Consider the following 17,384-nt stretch of genomic DNA (forward strand, 5'->3'; position numbering starts at 1 on the left):
GCCGGGGCCGTTTCTGTCCCGGCCAGAGGTGTGATTACTGTGCTTGAACTGATCGTTATATCGACGCTGAACGGTCTGCTGTTCGGCATGCTGCTGTTCCTGCTGTCGAGCGGCCTGACCGTCATCTTCAGCATGATGGGCGTGCTCAACTTCGCCCATGCCAGCTTTTACATGCTCGGCGCCTTCTTCGGTTTCCAGCTCACCAAATGGATTGGCTTCTGGCCGGCCCTGCTGCTGGCTCCGCTGCTGGTCGGCGCGATCGGCATGGCGGTCGAGCGCTACGGCCTGCGCAATACGCACAAGCACGGCCATGTGGCGGAGTTGCTCCTGACCTTCGGTCTTGCGTTCGCGATCGAAGAAATCGTGGCGATGATGTGGGGCAGGAGCCCCGTCGATTACCGCGTGCCGGCGCTGCTCGACTTTCCGGCCTTCACGATCTTCTCGACGAATTATCCCGCCTACAAGATTTTCATGCTGGCTGTGTCGATCCTGATATTCATCGTGTTGCTGATGGTGCTCAAGCGCACCAGGGTGGGCCTGATCGTTCAGGCCGCGCTGACGCATCCCCATATGGTGGGGCATCTCGGTCACAATGTCGGACGCATATTCATGCTGGTGTTCGGCGTCGGCAGCGCGCTGGCGGGAATTGCCGGCGTGATCGCCGGTCCGGCGCTGGTGACGCAGTCCGACATGGCCGCGGCGCTGGGACCGATCCTGTTCGTCGTCATCGTGTTTGGCGGCCTCGGCTCCTTGCCGGGCGCCTTCATCGCCTCGCTGGTGATCGGCCTGATACAGACCTTCGCGGTGGCGCTGAACGGTTCGTTGGCGAGCGCCTTCGGTCCGCTCGATCAGTCGGCAGGGCCGTCCGTGCTCACCGACATCTGGAACGTCACCATTGCCCAGGTGGCGCCGATCGTACCCTACCTGCTGCTGGTGATCATTCTGATCGTACGCCCCATGGGCCTGATGGGGACGCGCGAGACATGAACGCCAAAACGACATCGACGCCGACATCGACAATCGCAGGGAAGCCGGCCGGCGACGGCCTGCGCTTCTACGGCATATGGCTTGCCGGCATCGCCGTGCTGATCGTGCTGCCGCTGATCTTCTCCTCCGGCGGCTCGCTGACGTCCTTCAGCCTGATCGGCATCGCGATCGTGTTCGCGCTGTCCTACAACATCCTGCTCGGCCAGACCGGCCTCTTGTCGTTCGGCCATGCGGTGCATTACGGCCTCGGCGGCTTCGCAGCGTGCCACATGATGAATGCAGTGGTCTCGCACGGCTGGCCAATCCCGCTGCCGTTCATACCGCTGTTCGGTGGACTCGGCGGCCTCGTTTTCGCGATCATCATCGGCTGGCTGATGACCAAGCGGGCTGGTACCGTGTTCTCGATGATCTCGCTCGGCATTGCCGAACTGGTGGCGTCGTCCTCGCTGATCCTGCGTTCGGTGTTCGGCGGCGAGTCCGGAATATCGACCGACCGCACGGCTTTGCCGAAGATCTTCGGCTTGAGTTTCGGCCCGCAGCTTCAGGTCTATTATCTCATCGCGTTCTGGCTGGTGATCTCGGCCGTCGCGATGTATGCGCTGACGCGGACCCCGCTGGGGCGAATCAGCAATGCGGTGCGGGACAACCCCGAGCGCGTCCAGTTCATCGGTTATGATCCGCACGTGGTGCGCTACATCGCCTTCTGTTTTGCCGGCTTCTTCGCTGGCGTGGCAGGGGGCCTGGCCGCGATCAACTTCGAGATCGCCAACGCCGCCTATCTCGGCGCGATCCAATCCGGCCTCGTGCTGTTCTCGACCTTCATTGGCGGCGTCGCGTACTTCTTCGGACCCATCCTGGGTGCAATCCTCGTGACCTATCTTCAGCTCGGGCTGACCAGCGTCACCGGCGTGTGGCAGCTCTATTTCGGCATTATCTTCATCGGCATCGTGATGCTGTCCCCCGGCGGCATCGCCGGGCTGGTCATGATGCACCGGCCGCTGGTTCGCGCCGGAACTCTGCCGACGGTGATCCCTTCCTATCTGATCGCGGCGGTGCCGACCTTGGCACTGGCTTGCGGTGTGATCCTGACGATCGAATCGATCGCGCGCACGCATAGCGGTCAGGGCAATCCGATCAACCTGTTCGGCGTTGCCTTCAGTCCGGCGTCGCCGCTGACGTGGGCGAGCGCGGCGGTCCTCCTCATCGGCGGCTTCTTCGTCGCGCGCCTGAGCTGGCGGCGCGTCGCCGAGGCATGGGACCGCGCGGCGACGGTCGCGCGCGATCGGGGGTACTTGGCATGACGGCAGCGATCGAAGTCCGCGCCGTTGAGAAGCGCTTTGGCAATGTCGGCATCATCCGCGATCTCAATCTCAGCGTCGCGCAAGGTGAGCGTCACGCCATCATCGGTCCGAACGGTGCCGGGAAATCGACGACGTTCAATCTCATCAGTGGCCACATCAAGCCGACCTCGGGCGAGGTGAGACTGAACGGCGATGTGATCTCCGGCCTCAGGCCGTTCGAGATCAACCGGCGCGGCCTGTCGCGGTCGTTCCAGGTCACCAACGTATTCGCGCGCATGTCGGTCTGGGAGAACGTCCGCTGTGCCGTGCTGTGGGCGACGGGGCACCGATACGCCTTCTGGAAGAACGTCGATAGCCTGCCGGAGGTGCGCGAGCGCACGGCGCAAATCCTCGACGACATCCATCTGACGCATCGGCGCGATGTTCCGGCCGGCTTGTTGACCTACGCGGAGCAGCGCGAACTCGAGATCGGCATCACCATCGCCAGCGGCGCGACCGTCGTGCTGCTGGACGAACCGACGGCGGGCATGAGCCACGCCGAGACCGACCGCGCGGTGTCGCTGATCCGGCGCCTGACCGAGGGCAAGACCCTGGTCATCGTCGAACACGACATGAGCGTTGTGTTCGGCCTGGCCGACCGCATTTCCGTGCTGGTCTACGGCCACATCATTGCTTCCGGCACGCCGGAGGAGATCAGGCGGGACCCGAAAGTTAAGGAAGCCTATCTCGGCGAGGAGGCGCACTGATGCTGGAGGTCAGGGACCTGCACGCCTATTACGGCAAGAGCCACATTCTCCAGGGCGTCGATCTCGACGTTGCGGCAGGCGAGGTCGTCAGCCTGCTCGGCCGCAACGGCGTCGGACGTTCGACCACTGTCAAGGCGATCATGGGCGAGGTTGCGCCGCAAGGCACGATCCGCTTCAAAGGCAAGGACATCGCGGGGCTGCCGAGCTACAGGATCGCGCGCCTCGGTCTCGGCTATGTGCCGGAGCATCGGGACATCTTTCCGGGGCTGACGGTCCGCCAGAATCTGCTCCTCGGCATCAAGGATACGCGGCGTCCCGGCAAATGGCAGCTTCAGGACATGCTCGACATGTTTCCGAATCTTGCCGCGCGGGCAGATACGCCTGCGGGGGTGCTGTCAGGCGGCGAGAAGCAGATGCTCACGACGTGCCGGACCCTGATGGGCGACCCCGATCTCATCATGATCGACGAGCCGACCGAAGGTCTTGCGCCCTTGATCGTGCAGCAGGTCGGCGATCTCATCGCCCGCATTGCGCAGGCCGGCGTCGCAATTTTGCTCGTCGAGCAGAAGCTGTCGATTGCGATGAAGATCTCCAACCGCGTCTACGTCATGGGGCACGGTCGTGTGGTCTTCGAAGGTACGCCCGAGCAACTGAAATCAAACAGCGACGTTCGGGCGCAATGGCTGGAAGTGTGAGGGAAGCCGGCGGGTTTGACCGCAATGGCGCGATGCCCTCGACAAGGACGTCCGCCCGTAACGGCTGATGTTCCTCAGCGTGGTCGGAAGGGGAGGCCCACAGCGGATCACTGCTCCCGCAGGCTCCGTCCGGTGTCCGCATGGCCCGAGCTTGCGGGGATTTAACTTGGTTCCGATCGAGTGCCCCTTTAACGTTCCGCGTGCGCCTATCACGTGTGGTCACGAATGCCTTTCGCGTTGCTCGTTCCACAAGGGACCTAGGCGCAGGTGCGACAATCTATAGGCTATGTTATTGTAAACAAAGCGAAATACGTGAGTTTCGATGCTCGTGATGCAGGCGCGTGGCTGAAACTGGGTACATGATCCGTGACGGCATTCGGTAAACTCGTCCGCACCACGGCGTTCCGGCTGACGCTGGTCTATCTGCTGCTGTTCGCGATGTTCGCGGCCTCGCTGCTGGCCTATTTCGCCTGGAATACGCGGCGGCTGATCACCGAGGAGATCACGCAGACCGTCAATGCCGAGACCTCGGAGATCAACGAGATCTACGACCGCCGCGGCCTAGTCGGTCTCGTGCGCACGATCGAGTATCGGGCGCTGCGGCCAGGCGCCAATCTCTATCTCGTGACCACGCCGACGGGCCAGGCGATCGCCGGCAATGTCGGCTCGCTGGCGCCGGGCGTTATGGCGACGCGCGGCTGGTCGGAGACAGCCTACCGGCGGATCGAGGACAGCGATGACCGCGATCATCGCGCGCTCGTTCGCGTCACCGAATTGGAGAACGGCTTCCGGCTTCTGATCGGCCGCGACTTGGCCGAGCGGCGGCGCCTGTTCGGCATCGTCGCCAAGGCGGCGCAGTTTTCGGTCTTGATCGTCGTCGTGCTCGGCCTCGGCGGCGGCATCTTCGTCGCGCGGCGGGTGCTGAGGCGCATCGACGCGATGACCGGCACGGCGCAGCGGATCATGACCGGCGATCTCAGCGAGCGCCTGCCCGTGGGGCGCAGCGGCGACGAGATCGATCGCCTCGCCGAGAACCTGAACGCCATGCTGGAGCGGATCGAGGCGCTGATGGCGGGGCTGAAGGAGGTTTCCGACAACATCGCCCACGACCTCAAGACGCCGCTGACGCGGCTGCGCAATCGCGCCGAGGAGGCGCTGGCGAAATCGGGCTGCGAGGCGGATTATCGCGCCGCGCTGGAGCGGACCATCGAGGAGTCCGACGGGCTGATCCGGACCTTCAATGCGCTTCTGATGATCGCGCGCGCGGAATCCGGACAGGCGCGCGGCAACATGGACGACTTCGATGCCGCGGAGGTCGCGGAGGGCATCCACGAGCTCTACGAGCCGCTCGCCGAGGACGACGGCATGACCCTGAAGGTCAAGTGCGAGCCGACGCCGGTTCATGCCAATCGCGAGCTGATCAGCCAGGCGCTTGCCAATCTTGTCGAGAACGCGATCAAATACGGCCAGCCCGCGGCACAGCCGGCGGGAACCGTGGTCAGCATGGACGCGAGGCAAATCACGATCGAGGCGAGGCGCGAGGGCGACCAGGTGCTGCTCAGCGTCACCGATCGCGGCCCCGGCATCCCCGAAGCCGACCGCAAGCACGTCATCGAGCGATTCGTGCGGCTGGAGGCCAGCCGCACGCTGCCGGGCTCGGGCCTCGGCCTCAGCCTCGCCTCGGCGGTGGCGACGTTGCACGGCGGCGAATTGCGCTTGGGCGATGCCCATCCCGGCCTCGTCGCCACGCTCGTGCTGCCGGCGCGCGCGGGCGCCGGCGACAGGGTTGCTCCGCCAACACCGGATGTGCCACAGAAGGTGGCATGAACCACTCCGCGCCGGGAAACGCGGACAAGCATGGTGAGAGGCTGGCCGCACGCTTCGCGGAGGCTCCCCATATTGCCGCTTCCGCAACCGATGAACCCCGTTTCGAAAGCTGGCTGGCCGAGCTCGAGCCGGCACAATCGGCCCGTCTCGAAACGCATCTCGGCCATCCCTTCGCCCGCGAGATCCTGACCGGGATTGCGGAATTCTCGCCCTATCTGTTCGAACTGGTGCGCGCCGATACCTTGCGCCTGATCCGGCTGCTCGAATGCGATCCGGATGCGCATCTGACGGCGCTGATCGCGGAGGCGCGCAGCGCGGTGCTCGCGGCTTCGGAGGAGGCCGAGGTGATGCGGCTGCTCCGCCGCATGAAGGCTGAGGCTGCGCTCCTGATCGCGCTGTGCGATATCGGCGGTGTCTGGCCGGTGATGCGGGTGACGGCGGCGCTGACCGATGTCGCGGTGTCCTCGGTGCAGGCGGCACTGCAATATCTGCTGCGGCAGGAAGCCGCACGCGGCAAGCTCTCACCGCCCAATCCCGAGGCACCCGAAGAGAGCTGCGGGCTGATCGTGCTCGCGATGGGCAAGATGGGTGCGGGCGAGCTGAACTATTCCAGCGATATCGATCTCATCGTGTTCTTCGATCCCGATGCGACGACCCTCGCGCCCGATATCGAGCCGCAGCCGTTCTTCGTCCGCGTGACGCAAGGCATGGCGCGCATCCTGCAGCAGCGCACCTATGATGGTTACGTCTTCCGCGTCGATTTGCGGCTGCGGCCCGACCCGTCCTCGACGCAGGTGGCGATCTCGCGGGACGCCGCGCTGAACTATTACGAGCGGGAAGGGCGCACCTGGGAGCGCGCCGCGATGATCAAGGCGCGGACCTGTGCCGGCGATTCAAAAGCGGGCGAGGCATTGCTCGCCGAGATCGGGCCGTTCGTCTGGCGCAAGCATCTCGACTTTGCCGCACTTGCCGACGTACACGACATGAAGCGGCAGATGCAGACCTATCGCGGCCAGAGCGAGGTTGCGGTCGAGGGCCACAACGTCAAGGTCGGACGCGGCGGCATTCGCGAGATCGAATTCTTCGCGCAGACCCAGCAATTGATTGCCGGCGGCCGCCATCCGGAATTGCGGGTGCGGCCGACACTGCGGGCGCTTGACGTGCTCGCCGCCAGCAACTGGATCACTGTGGCGGCGCGCGACGAGCTGGCGACCGCCTACGAATTCCTGCGCCGTGTCGAGCATCGCCTGCAGATGATCGCCGACGAGCAAACCCACACGCTGCCGGAGGACAAGCAAGCGGTCGAGCGCTTTGCGTGGTTCTTCGGCTATCGGACTCGGGAGGCCTTTGCGCGCGACCTCTTGCGCCAGCTCCAGATCGTCCAGGGCCATTACGAAAAACTGTTCGAGGGCGATGACCCCACCGGCACGGCGAGGCTGCCGGCGCTCGACTACGGTGCGGGCCCCGATGATCCGCGCCTGCTGCAGCACCTCGCGACGCTCGGCTTCAAGAAGCCCGCCGCGGTCGCGCAGACGGTGCGCGACTGGATCACCGGCGACTATCGCGTCTTCCGCGTTGAGGCGACGCGAAGCGCCTTCGTCGAGTTCGTGCCGGCCTTGATCGACGGCCTTGCCCATGCCGAAGAGCCGGATCGCGCCGTCGTTTCGTTCGATCATTTCCTCGGCGCGCTGCAGCGCGGCGGCCGGCTGATCACGCTGCTCGGCCAGAACCGCGATCTCGTCGCGCTGGTGGCGCTGGTGCTGGGAGCCGCGCCGCGGCTCGGCGACATGCTGGCGCGGCAGCCTCAGCTGATGGATGGCCTGATCGATCCGCGCTTCTTCGGCGCCATGCCCGACAGGCAGGAATTGTCGGGGCGGCTCGCGACCACCGTGCAGGACGCCGGCTCATACGAGGAGTTCCTCGATCGCCTGCGCCTGTTCGGGCAGGAGAGCCTGTTCCTGATCGGCACACGCATCCTCTCCGGCACCGTCTCGGCGCAGCAGGCGAGCACGGCCTTCGCCGACGTCGCGGAGGGAATCGTCCACACCGTGCACGGTCTCGTCGCCGATCGCTTCGCCGCCCAGCACGGCCGCATCAAGGGTCAGGAGACCGCGATCGTCGCGATGGGCCGGCTCGGCAGCCGCGAGATGACGGCCTCGTCCGATCTCGACCTGATCCTGCTCTATGATTTCGACGGCGACCATCCGGACTCCGACGGGGTGAAATCGCTTCACGGCGCACACTATTTCGCCCGTTTCACCCAGCGCCTGATCAGCGCCTTCACGACCCGCACCAATTACGGCGTGCTCTACGAGATCGACATGCGGCTGCGGCCCTCGGGACGCGCAGGTCCGGTGGCTTCGAGCCTCGTCTCGTTCGCGGACTACCAGGCGAACGAAGCCTGGACCTGGGAGCACATGGCATTGACGCGTGCGCGCGTGGTCTCGGCTTCGCCCGAATTCCGGGAACGGATCGAGCGCGTCATCCGCGATGTCCTGACCCGCCGCCGCGATCCCGCCATCACCGCCAACGACGTCGCCGACATGCGGCGTGCGATTGCGCAGGAGAAGGGCGAGGCCGATTGCTGGGATCTCAAGCATGCCGCCGGCGGCATGGTCGACATCGACTTCATCGCGCAGTATCTCCAGCTCGTGCACGCGCACGACAAGCCCGAGATTCTCGACGTCAGCACCATGCAGGTGCTGGAGAATGCCTGCAGGATCGGCGTGCTCGCGCAATCGGAGACGGAGATCCTACGCGCCGCGGCGCGGCTCTATCACGACCTCACGCAGATCCTGCGTCTCTGCGTCAGCGAGCGCTTCAAGCCTGATACCGCCGGCACCGACCTGCAGCGCGTCATGGCGCGCGCCGGCGACGCGCCGGACTTCTCCTCACTGGAGGCGCGGGTGAAGGAGACCCAGAGCGAGGTGCGGCGCGTGTTCAGGGCGCTGCTGGAAGGGTCATAGCCTGCTTCAGCGCGGTGACCGAGCTCATCGCTCGGAAGCTGCGATTGCGGATTCGGACCGATTTGCAACCGCAATCGATCGATACGGATTGGTCATGAAAGTTGGGTCGGCTGCGGGTTTTTGCGTGTTGGTGCAGGCCCGGCGTGCTAGCTTGCGTGCCACGATGGAATCCGAGGGGACGGCCGGTTGATCGACAAGCTTGAACTATTGCTGGCGCTGGCGAAGGAGCGGCATTTCGGACGGGCGGCCGAGGCCTGCGGCGTGACGCAACCGACGATGTCGACCGGGCTCAAGCAGCTCGAGGAAATTCTCGGCGTGATGCTGGTCCAACGCGGCTCGCGCTTTCAGGGATTTACGCCGGAAGGCGAGCGGGCGCTCGACTGGGCGCGGCGGATCGTGGGCGATGCCCGCGCGATGCGCGACGAGATCAACGGGCTGAAGCATCAGCTCTCCGGCGAGATCCGCATCGCGGCGGTCCCGACCGTGCTCGGCATGGTCGCCGCGCTGACGACGCCGTTTCGTGCCAAGCATCCGGAGGTGCGCTTCCGCATCCAGTCCACCACCTCGTCCGAGGTGCTGGGGCTCTTGGAAAATCTCGAGGTCGATGCGGGGCTGACCTATATCGAGAACGAGCCGATCGGCAAGGTGCGCACCATCCCGCTCTACAACGAGAGCTATCGCCTGCTCACCGCGCCGGACGCGATGTTCGGCGATCGCGAGACGGTGACCTGGACCGAGGTCGGGCAGGTGCCGCTGTGCCTCTTGACGCCAGACATGCAGAACCGCCGCATCATCGACCGCGCATTGCGATCGGTCGGCGCGGAGGCGACACCGACGCTGACGTCGAACTCGCTGCTGGTGCTGTTCACGCACGTCAAGACCGGGCGCTGGGCCAGCGTGATGCCGGCCAAGCTCGCCGAGACGCTCGGCCTGTCCGACACCGTCCGCTCGATCCCAATCGTCGACCCCGAGGTCAATTACAGCATCGGCCTGGTGATCCCGCAACGCGATCCCATGACGCCGCTGATTGCAGCGCTGGTCAACGTCGCGCGCGAAGTCGCGCCGACACTGCAATCGTAAGCGGAAGGTCTTTTGGCTGAGCCGAGTGAACCGAGAGCTCTTCTTCCCCTCTCCCCTTGTGGGAGAGGGTGGCTCGCCGCGTAGCGGCGAGACGGGTGAGGGGTATCTCTCCTCCCGAAAGTATTGCGCGTGGATAGACACCCCTCATCCGGCGCTTCGCGCCACCTTCTCCCACAAGGGGAGAAGGGCATCCCAGATCGAAACTGACTCGATCGTTGCTCGCGGTTTTAAGCCGCAGCCGATATCCCCGATCCCGCCTTCACCGCATCCCGCGGCAGGGTCACGCGCACGACGGTGCCGACGTCGATCTTCGAGCGCAGGCGCATCGAGCCGCCGTGGAGCTGCGCCAGTGAGCGGGCGATGGCAAGGCCGAGGCCCGAGCCGTGATAGGTCTTGGTGAGCTGGCTCTCGACCTGCTCGAAGGGACGCCCGAGCCGCGCCAGCGAATGCGGTGCGATGCCGATGCCGGTGTCGGCGATCATCAGCACGATCCTGTCGTCGAGCTGCCGGCTGCGCACCACGACCCGTCCGCCGTCGGGCGTGAACTTCACGGCGTTGGAGAGCAGGTTGACGATGATCTGCTTGGTGGCGCGGCGGTCGGCGACGACCGAGATGGATTTTGCGATGTCGGCATCGAGCGTCAGGTGCTTGTCCTGCGCACGGCCGGTGACGACCCTCAACGATTCGGCAAGCGTCTGCGCGAGGTCGAGCTCTTCCATGTCGAGCTTCATGCGGCCGGCCTCGATCTTGGACATGTCGAGGATGTCGTTGATGACCTCGAGCAGATAATGGCCGCTGGTCAGGATGTCCTGGCAATATTCCTGGTACTTCTCGCTGCCGAGCTCGCCGAACATGCCCGACCCCATGATCTCGGAGAAGCCGATGATGGCATTGAGCGGCGTGCGCAGCTCGTGGCTCATATTGGCGAGGAATTTCGACTTGGTCTGGTTGGCTTCCTCGGCGCGGGTCTTCTCGCGCTGGTACTTCTCGGCGAGGTCGGCGAGCTCGACCGCCTGGCGCTCCAGCGCGGCCTGCGAGCGCTTGAGGTCGATGACGGTGGCGCGCAGGCGTAGATCGTTGTCGACCAGCTTCTGCTCGTGCTCCTTGATGCGGGTGATGTCGGTGCCGACCGAGACGTAGCCGCCGTCCTTGGTGCGGCGCTCGCTGATGTGCAGCCAGCTGCCGTCATCGAGCTGCGCCTCGAAGGTGCGCGCCCCCGGGCCCTGGGCCGCGGTCTCGTTGTGGCGGGTGCGCACCTCCGGCATGCGGCCGACCTCGAGCACGGTCTCGTAGGAGGTGCCGGGGATGACCGCGGTGTCGGGCAGCTTGTGCAGGCGCTGGAAGTGCGAGTTGCAGAGCACCAGGCGGTCGCTCGCATCCCACAGCACGAAGGCCTCCGGAATGGTCTCGATCGCGTCGCGCAGGCGGAGGTCGGCTTCCACGGTCTTTTCGGCGAGGCTCTTCTGCTCGGTGATGTCGACGGCGATCCCGATCAGGTGGACGCTGGAATCGGTCGCCCCGCGCGTCTTCTCGCAGCGGACGCGGAGCCAGATCCAGTGGCCGTCGACATGCTGCATGCGGAAGGTCTGGTCGATATGGTCGATCTTCTCGGAGATGAGCTGGTCGGCGATCGCGAACAGGTCGATGTCGTCGGACTTCACCAGTGCATTGACCTCTCCGAAGGTGAGGAGTTCGTGACGGCCGTCGAGACCGAGGATCGAGAACATCGACTGCGACCAGAAGATCCGGCCGCGCGACAGGTCCCAGTCCCACAGCCCGCAGCGGCCGCGGTTGAGCGCCGTGTCGATGCGGCCGCGCACCGCGTCGTTGATGAGGTCGCCTTCGCGGGCGCGGGTCGACTGCCAGTGGAAGGCGAAGCCCAGGATCAGGACGACGAAGCCCGTGGTCGCCGACAGCGTCACTGAAAGCGCGGCGTCCGAGCCCCAGATCGGCTCGTTGCGCTCCTGGATCACGGTGACGAAGCCGGGCAGTGACTTGATCTGCCGCGAGGTCGCCATCGCCGCGTTGCCGCTCGGTAGCGTCAGGTCGGAGACGTTGGCGTCGCGTGGCGGCGCCGCGACCAGCTGCGCGGTCGTGATCGCATCGAGCAGGCGGTCGTTGCCGATCGGGTCGCTGTCGGCCGGGATGCGCGCGAGGATGCGGCGGTCGATGCCGGCGGAGGTGACGATGACGTGCCGGCCCGAGGCCGTGGCCCAGGACGGAATGAGATCAGGCAGCAGCGTCGGCAGGCCCTCGATGGTCTTGAGCCGCTCCTGGCGAACCGAAGTGAGGCGGTCGATGCGCTCGGCGAGCAGGTCGGCGAGCGCCGAAATGTCGTGTCGGATCACCAGCCGCTTCTGGCGCGTTTGATCGACCACCTGCACGAAGGCACCGAGGCAGATCGTGATCAGGAAGGCGATGATGAGCGTCGGCACGGCGCGACGCAGCGCCGGCTCCGCGATCAACAGCCGATGATAGGCAGGTTTCGCGATCGATTGCGCCAATCCCTTGATCGAATCGGATTGGACGCACGCGTTCGCGGCGTCTGCACGCGACATGCCTTCGGCCCCCTGAAAAACGAGTTCCGGAAGCAGCCCCACGTCACTTCCGAATCACAGCGATTTGAATCCAGTTTTCGCGGGCTGTCGAGAGTCAACGAATCGTTAACGCGAAATTATTCTTATCCAACACGCAGTTTGTGCGTCGCGCGTCCGCAAAGGCACGGGTGCAGCGAGTCCGAAACGAGAACGTGTGACTCGTCGCGCATTCTTCATCACGCCCGCGGCGGCTCGGCGTGGCTGATGACGCGCTTCACGCTCGGGAACGCGCGCCGCAACGCACGCTCGATCGCGTCGACATGCTCGTGCACCTTGATCACGCTCATCGACGGTGTTGCGCGGCAGTGGAAGTTGACGATCTCGCCGGCGTCGGTGTTGCGGACCCGCACATTGTGGATGTCGTGGATCTCGCTGCCGGCGGCATATTCCGTCAGCGCGGCGGCGATGGTCCGCACCCGGTCCGGCGTGGCATCGACCCCGAACGGAAGTTCCGGTTCCAGCGGCTCGATGTGAACGTCGACCTCGACGTCCTCGCCGAACTCCTCCTGGATGTTGCGCTCCAGCGTGTTGGCGATGTCGTGCGCGGCCTCGAGCTGCATGTTGGCATCGACCTCGAGGTCGATGCTGACGATCAGCTTGACGCCGAGATCGTGCACCGTGACGTGGTGGACGGCGAGGGCGGAATTGCGCGCGATCACCATGATGCGGTCGCGCACGGTCTCGTTGTCGCGCGCGACGGGCACTGCGGCGAAGGTAAGGTCGGCATCGCCGAAAGCCTTGGCGACGGCGGCCTGCGCGTTGCGCTTGATGTCCTCGACCCGGTCGATCGGATAGGTCCGCGGCACCTTCGCGATGGTGTCGATGAAGGTGGTCGCCCCGACCATGCGTACGCGCAAGCGTTCGACGTCGATCACGCCGGGCACGCTGCGGATCGCGGCTTTGGCCTTCTCCTGCGCGCCTTCGGGGGCGCGATCGACCAGCGTCTGCACGGTCGAGCCGGCCATGCGCAGGCCGAGCGCTGCGATCATCACGGCAACCGCTGCGGCCGCCGCCGTGTCGCCCCACCAGAAGCCGAGCCCGGCCAGGATCAGGCCCACGATCACGGCGCAGGAGCCCATCACGTCCGAGGCGAAATGCAGCGCGTCGGCCGCCAGGGCCTGGCTCCTGGTCTCCCGCGCGGCACGGTGCAGGGCGCGGGCGCGCCAGAGGTTGACGGCGATATCGATCAACAGCACCACGAACGGCACGGCCGAGATGGTCGGCGGCGGGGTTCCCTCGCGCAGCCGGCTATAGGCCTCGACCAGGATGCCCCCGGCCAGCACGTAGAGCAGGGCGGTGACGCCGAGCGCGGAGATGCTTTCCAGCTTGCCGTGGCCGTAATGGTGCTCCTCGTCGGCGGGCTTGTCGGACACCCGCACCACCGCCCAGGTGATGATGGTCGCAACCAGGTCGATCAGGGAATGCAGGGCTTCCGAGATCAGCGCCAGCGAGCCGATCGCGATCCCGACCGCGAACTTGGCCGCCGCCATGCCGCCGCTGGCGAAGATCGAGATGGCCGCGACCGAGGTTTTGTCATGCTGGGAGGTCATGGGCGGGGATTTAGCAGCCCCGTGTGGGACATCAAGCGATGATCCACAGGATGTAGTCGCTAGTGAGTTGCAGGAGCGGTCTACGCCTTGCTCCGGCCCCGTAGGGTGGGCAAAGGCGCGTTAGCGCCGTGCCCACCATTCGTCCGCGATGGATGCAGATCGTGGGCACGCTTCGCTTTGCCCACCCTACCGGGCCGGCGCCCTACGGCACCGTCGCCACGATCTTCCCCAGATGCCTGTTCGCTTCCATGTGCTCGAACGCCTGGTCGATGTCGTCGAACGCGAACACCTTGTCGATCGGCAGTTGCAGCTTGCGCGATTCCACCGCGCCCCAGATGTCCCTGCGGACCTGGGCAAAGATCTCGCGGACCTCCTCGATGGTACGGGTACGGAAGGTGACGCCGACATAGTCGATGCGGCGGGCCGCGTGCAGGTCGAAATTGAAGTCGGCGTGGGTGCCGCCGAGGCGGCCGACATTGACGATGCGGCCCTTGATCTTCGTCGCGGCGAGGTTCTGGTTGGCGACCTTGCCCGAGACCTGGTCGACGACGAGGTCGACGCCTTCGCCGTTCGTCGCCTTCAGCGCCTCGTCGACCCATTTCGGATCGGAGCTGTCGACGGCGAGGTCGGCGCCATACTCCTTCAGCCGGCCGCGGCGATACGCGTCGGTGGACGAGCCGATCACCAGCTTCGCGCCCTTGAGCCGGGCGATCTGCATTGCCATCAGCCCGACGCCGGAGCTCGCACCCTGGACCAGCACGCTCTGGCCAGCCTGCACCCCGCCGATCGTGACGACGGCGTTGTGCATGGTCGCGAGCGCGACGGGGAGGGTGGCGGCCTCCTCGAAATTCATGTTCGAGGGCGCGTGAAACAGCCGGCCGTGATCGGCCAGCGTATATTCGGCGAACGCCGCGCCGCCCGATCCCATGATGCGGTCGCCGATCTTCACGCCCTTCGCATCGGGCCCGAGCTCGGCGACCTCACCGGCCCATTCCATGCCCAGCACGGTGCCGACGCCGCCGGCCGCGCCATGGGCGTGGCCCTTGCGCATGCCGGTGTCGGCGCGGTTGAGGCCGCAGGCGCGAACGCGGACGAGCACCTGCGTGCCTTTGGGCTTTGGTTGAGCGACGTCGGAAATCCTCGCGCCTTCAGGGCCGTAGACGTAGGCTTTCATGCAATACTCTCACGTCTTGCAGTGATTATTCCGCCGCTTCGCGTTGTGACTGAACGATCATCCCCTCGAGCCGGCTGCGAATGATCGCCTCCGCCTCGCGCACGATGCGGGAGACGAGCTCGGCACAGCTCGGGATGTCCTGGATCAGGCCCTGCACCTGGCCGGCCGACCAGATGCCTTCGTCGGAATTGCCGGTGGCATAGACCATCTTGCCGCGGGCACCGGCGACGAGCTCGCGGATGTCCTCGAACTTGGCGCCTTCCTTCTCCATCGCGACGACCTTGGTCGAGACCGCGTTCTTGGCCACGCGCGAGGTGTTGCGCATGGTGCGGAAGATCAGCTCGGTCTCGCGCTCGTCATTGGCGACGATCTTCTCCTTGATGAGCTGATGGATCGGGCTCTCCTTGGTGGCCATGAAACGGGTGCCCATGTTGATGCCCTCGGCTCCCAGCGCCAGCGCCGCGACCAGGCCGCGGCCATCGGCAAAGCCGCCCGAGGCGATCATCGGAATCTTGATCTTGTCGGCGGCGGCCGGGATCAGGATCAGGCCGGGCGTGTCGTCCTCGCCGGGATGGCCGGCGCATTCGAAGCCGTCGATCGAGATGGCGTCGACGCCCATCCGCTCGGCCGAGAGCGCGTGGCGGACGCTGGTGCATTTGTGCACGACCTTGACGCCGTGCTTTTTGAACTCGTCGACATGCTCCTGCGGCTTGTTGCCGGCGGTCTCGACCACCTTGATGCCGCTCTCGATGATCGCGGCGCGGTACTCGGCATAGGGCGGCGGCTTGATCGCCGGCAGGATGGTGAGGTTGACGCCGAACGGCTTGTCCGTGAGGTCGCGGCAGCGCGCGATCTCCTTGGTCAGGTCCTCCGGCGTCGGCTGGGTCAGCGCGGTGATGAAGCCGAGCGCGCCGGCATTGGCGACGGCTGCGACCAGCTCGGCGCGTCCGACCCATTGCATGCCGCCCTGAACGATCGGGTGCTGGACGCCGACGAGCTTGGTGAACCGTGTCTGCAACATGATCTGTTTCCCCGCGCCCCGCGTGGCGCTTTGTTCTCGGTTGATGGCGGCAGGATGCCGCTGGGGGTGGGAAAAGTCTATTGCGCCGCCCGGCGGGGCGACCATGCGGAAGGCGAGGAGATTCCGCGGGGCGGATAATTGGGGTGCGCTGCTGCCTGATGAGGGCAAGCTCTTTCCTCAAACTCCGCCGTCATACCCCGCGAAAGCGGGGTATCCAGTACGCCGCGACCTCTCGGCTCTACCCGCGCAGTCTCTGGAATACTGGATTGCCCGCCTCCGCGGGCAATGACACCGAGTATGGGGCGAAGAGCTACTTCGCCGACAACCGCACCATCTGCCGCCCGCCGTTGATTTCCTTGAGGCTGTTGACGAAGTTTTCCGGGCGCTGCCAGCGATGGGGGACCTTCAATCCCATGAACTCCGCGATGTCGCCGATGAAGCCGGTACAGTTTATGGTCTCGGCATTCCAGACCGGCGAGCTGGCCTGCAACTCCTTGATGTAGGCGAACACGCGCTTGGCGTCGGCTTCGTTGAGATAGACCCGATAGCTCGCGGTCAGATATTCCGGATCGAGATCGCCATAGCTGGCGCCGGTCTCGGATGGCACAAAGGTGATGTGACCGAGCACGTAAGCGAGCGTATCGCCGGCCGGTGTCAGGCCCGCAACCTCGACGGCCTTCTCACTGGTCTTGCCGTACCAGACGAACGCATGGCCCCAGCTCGCAGCCGTGCGGGCGCGGAAGTCGACGTAATAGGGGCCTTTCTCCGCACGCGCGACGGAGCGCCGCGTCGATTGCGGCTGTGGCCGCGAGGCAGTGTCGGTCGTAGCAAGCGCGTTCGCATCGGCAACGCGCCTGTCGGTCTGCTTGTCGGTCTGCTTGTCGGTCTCATGGGCCGAGGCCGAGGGCGTCGTGCATGAGAGCATAGCTGCAAGAGCGAAGCCCGCGAGGATGCAGGATCCCGATCGACCAGCTTTGTTCGTCACGCTATTCCCCCTCGACCATCGAGCGCAAATGTCTGACGCGTATTTCGCTGCGCGTCAGTAGCGCGCGGCGACCGGGCCCGGCGCCTTGCCGATCGGGGCCTTTCCAATCGGGCTCTTGCCGATCGGCATCTTGCCGATTGGCGCCTGCTCGCCCGGATAGGCTGGCACCGGCTGCCGGCGCGGCAGATCTGCAGCGTTTGCAGCCGTCGCAAAAGCAAGCGTGGCACCCAGAGCAAATACAATCTTCTTCACAGCGATACCCCTAGAAGGTTTGGTCCAAACACGGTCATGCCGTGCCCCCAGACACGCCTCCCAAAAGGGCGGCCGAATGCGTCCAAGTTGCGGCGCGCACGGGACATGTTGGCGGCATTGCTCGGGCGCGCGAAGATGTGATGTGTCTGGATGTTTCGGAGCGCGACCGACCCTTGGTGCCGACAGGGGCCCGCTGGGCTTGC

At 65.4% G+C, this 17,384-nt stretch carries 13 protein-coding genes; 7 read left to right on the plus strand and 6 right to left on the minus strand.

Going from position 1 to position 17,384, the window contains the following annotated elements; all coding sequences use genetic code 11:
- The first annotated feature begins 39 nt into the window (after positions 1–39).
- The 7 genes from I6F37_RS23340 (at position 40) to I6F37_RS23370 (ending at position 9,602) form a co-directional block, all read left to right on the plus strand.
- Positions 40–987 (plus strand): branched-chain amino acid ABC transporter permease, encoded by a 948-nt coding sequence (locus tag I6F37_RS23340; RefSeq protein ID WP_225152796.1) that lies wholly within the window; start codon positions 40–42, stop codon positions 985–987.
- On the plus strand, positions 984–2,288 hold the full coding sequence (locus I6F37_RS23345) for a branched-chain amino acid ABC transporter permease (RefSeq protein WP_225111756.1): 1,305 nt from the start codon (positions 984–986) through the stop codon (positions 2,286–2,288). Before I6F37_RS23340 ends, I6F37_RS23345 begins: the two co-directional genes overlap by 4 nt.
- Positions 2,285–3,034 carry an ABC transporter ATP-binding protein gene (locus I6F37_RS23350; protein ID WP_036005761.1) on the plus strand — a complete coding sequence of 250 codons (750 nt, stop codon included), beginning with the start codon at positions 2,285–2,287 and terminating at the stop codon, positions 3,032–3,034. Before I6F37_RS23345 ends, I6F37_RS23350 begins: the two co-directional genes overlap by 4 nt.
- On the plus strand, positions 3,034–3,729 hold the full coding sequence (locus tag I6F37_RS23355) for an ABC transporter ATP-binding protein (RefSeq protein WP_036005758.1): 696 nt from the start codon (positions 3,034–3,036) through the stop codon (positions 3,727–3,729). The genes I6F37_RS23350 and I6F37_RS23355 overlap by 1 nt, the downstream gene beginning before the upstream one ends.
- A gap of 366 nt (positions 3,730–4,095) precedes the next feature.
- Positions 4,096–5,556: an ATP-binding protein gene (locus I6F37_RS23360; protein WP_036005755.1), complete on the plus strand. Its 1,461-nt coding sequence runs from the start codon at positions 4,096–4,098 to the stop codon at positions 5,554–5,556.
- Positions 5,553–8,522, plus strand: a complete 2,970-nt coding sequence (locus I6F37_RS23365) for a bifunctional [glutamine synthetase] adenylyltransferase/[glutamine synthetase]-adenylyl-L-tyrosine phosphorylase (RefSeq protein ID WP_036005752.1) — start codon at positions 5,553–5,555, stop codon at positions 8,520–8,522. The genes I6F37_RS23360 and I6F37_RS23365 overlap by 4 nt, the downstream gene beginning before the upstream one ends.
- A 186-nt stretch (positions 8,523–8,708) precedes the next feature.
- Positions 8,709–9,602 carry a LysR family transcriptional regulator gene (locus I6F37_RS23370; protein ID WP_036005748.1) on the plus strand — a complete coding sequence of 298 codons (894 nt, stop codon included), beginning with the start codon at positions 8,709–8,711 and terminating at the stop codon, positions 9,600–9,602.
- Between the two features lie 227 nt (positions 9,603–9,829).
- Here the strand turns inward: I6F37_RS23370 and I6F37_RS23375 are convergent, their stop codons facing one another.
- The 6 genes from I6F37_RS23375 to I6F37_RS23400 all read right to left on the minus strand — a co-directional run bounded on the left by I6F37_RS23375 (position 9,830) and on the right by I6F37_RS23400 (position 17,187).
- Positions 9,830–12,160, minus strand: coding sequence for a PAS domain-containing sensor histidine kinase (locus I6F37_RS23375; RefSeq protein ID WP_036005929.1), 2,331 nt, complete (start codon positions 12,158–12,160; stop codon positions 9,830–9,832).
- Between the two features lie 215 nt (positions 12,161–12,375).
- Positions 12,376–13,749 carry a cation-efflux pump gene (locus I6F37_RS23380; protein WP_225152798.1) on the minus strand — a complete coding sequence of 458 codons (1,374 nt, stop codon included), beginning with the start codon at positions 13,747–13,749 and terminating at the stop codon, positions 12,376–12,378.
- 202 nt (positions 13,750–13,951) lie between these two features.
- On the minus strand, positions 13,952–14,923 hold the full coding sequence (locus I6F37_RS23385; protein WP_225152800.1) for a zinc-binding dehydrogenase: 972 nt from the start codon (positions 14,921–14,923) through the stop codon (positions 13,952–13,954).
- A 25-nt stretch (positions 14,924–14,948) separates the two neighbouring features.
- The gene (locus I6F37_RS23390; protein WP_225111760.1) at positions 14,949–15,944 is read right to left on the minus strand and encodes a nitronate monooxygenase family protein; all 996 of its coding nucleotides are present in this window, start codon (positions 15,942–15,944) and stop codon (positions 14,949–14,951) included.
- Positions 15,945–16,254: 310 nt separating this feature from the next.
- Positions 16,255–16,929 (minus strand): hypothetical protein, encoded by a 675-nt coding sequence (locus I6F37_RS23395; protein WP_036005736.1) that lies wholly within the window; start codon positions 16,927–16,929, stop codon positions 16,255–16,257.
- Between the two features lie 54 nt (positions 16,930–16,983).
- Positions 16,984–17,187, minus strand: coding sequence for a hypothetical protein (locus I6F37_RS23400; RefSeq protein ID WP_036005927.1), 204 nt, complete (start codon positions 17,185–17,187; stop codon positions 16,984–16,986).
- Positions 17,188–17,384: the final 197 nt, after the last annotated feature.

It is taken from the genome of Bradyrhizobium sp. NBAIM08 (assembly GCF_020193935.1).
In the GTDB taxonomy this organism is placed as follows: Bacteria; Pseudomonadota; Alphaproteobacteria; order Rhizobiales; family Xanthobacteraceae; genus Bradyrhizobium; species Bradyrhizobium yuanmingense.

Bases quoted from the DNA above. Each gene is read 5' to 3' on its own strand.
- I6F37_RS23385 (WP_225152800.1), bottom strand. From the start codon at position 14,923: ATGAAAGCCTACGTCTACGGCCCTGAAGGCGCGAGGATTTCCGACGTC.
- I6F37_RS23375 (WP_036005929.1), bottom strand. From the start codon at position 12,160: ATGTCGCGTGCAGACGCCGCGAACGCGTGCGTCCAATCCGATTCGATC.
- I6F37_RS23365 (WP_036005752.1), top strand. From the start codon at position 5,553: ATGAACCACTCCGCGCCGGGAAACGCGGACAAGCATGGTGAGAGGCTG.
- I6F37_RS23350 (WP_036005761.1), top strand. From the start codon at position 2,285: ATGACGGCAGCGATCGAAGTCCGCGCCGTTGAGAAGCGCTTTGGCAAT.
- I6F37_RS23345 (WP_225111756.1), top strand. From the start codon at position 984: ATGAACGCCAAAACGACATCGACGCCGACATCGACAATCGCAGGGAAG.
- I6F37_RS23380 (WP_225152798.1), bottom strand. From the start codon at position 13,749: ATGACCTCCCAGCATGACAAAACCTCGGTCGCGGCCATCTCGATCTTC.
- I6F37_RS23390 (WP_225111760.1), bottom strand. From the start codon at position 15,944: ATGTTGCAGACACGGTTCACCAAGCTCGTCGGCGTCCAGCACCCGATC.
- I6F37_RS23355 (WP_036005758.1), top strand. From the start codon at position 3,034: ATGCTGGAGGTCAGGGACCTGCACGCCTATTACGGCAAGAGCCACATT.